This window comes from Neisseria sp. P0009.S007, from assembly GCF_051962515.1.
The window spans coordinates 1-760 of sequence record NZ_JBQCVF010000776.1 but is presented as its reverse complement, the minus strand read 5'-3'; the positions used below and the strand labels follow the sequence as shown (position 1 = coordinate 760).

1 pseudogene is annotated in these 760 nt (G+C 56.7%); it reads left to right on the top strand.

Annotated elements, in window-relative coordinates:
• Positions 1-760, top strand: a pseudogene (locus ACTHS3_RS16290) (ATP-dependent DNA helicase DinG); the annotation flags it as partial.

The following is a 760-nucleotide window of genomic DNA, read 5'->3' as shown; positions in this document are numbered from 1 at the left end:
GTCTGGGGTCGTCTGAAAACGACAGGCGGGAACACAACGAACCGACTTGGCTGTGGGAAGACGGCAAAATCCCCGAAGGCCTGGAAACCACAGTTTCAAATACGGCTATTGCTGCGCGCAGCCTGCTCAAACACGTTGTCGGGCTGAACGATGCGCTTTCCGCCGCGCGCCGCGAAAAAGAACAGGACGGCGCGCTCATCGACCGCCTGACCAGTGAGTTCGGCCTTTTTATCGCCCGTATCGAACAAATCAGCGCGGTTTGGGATTTACTCTCCACCGTTCCCATTGAGGGCGAAGAGCCGTTGGCGAAATGGATAACCCGCCATGCCGACGACAAAAACGACTATATTTTCAACGCCAGCCCCATCAGCAGCGCATCCCACCTTGCCAACAGCCTATGGCGGCGCGCGGCAGGCGCGGTGCTGACTTCGGCCACCCTGCAATCGCTCGGCAGCTTCAACCTGATTTTGCGTCAAACCGGCCTATTATGGCTGCCCGAAACCACCACGCTTGCTTTGGAAAGCCCGTTTAATTTCGATACGCAAGGCGAGCTGTATATTCCGCCGGTTCATGCCAGCCCCAAAGACCCTGATGCGCACACGGCTGCCATTGTCGAATGGTTGCCGAAGCTGGTTTCTCCGGTTGAAGCCATCGGCACGCTGGTGTTGTTTTCCTCGCGCAAGCAAATGCAGGATGTCGCCTTACGACTGCCTGAAGAATACTTTTCGCTTCTGCTTGTAAAAGGCGAGTTGCCCAAGGC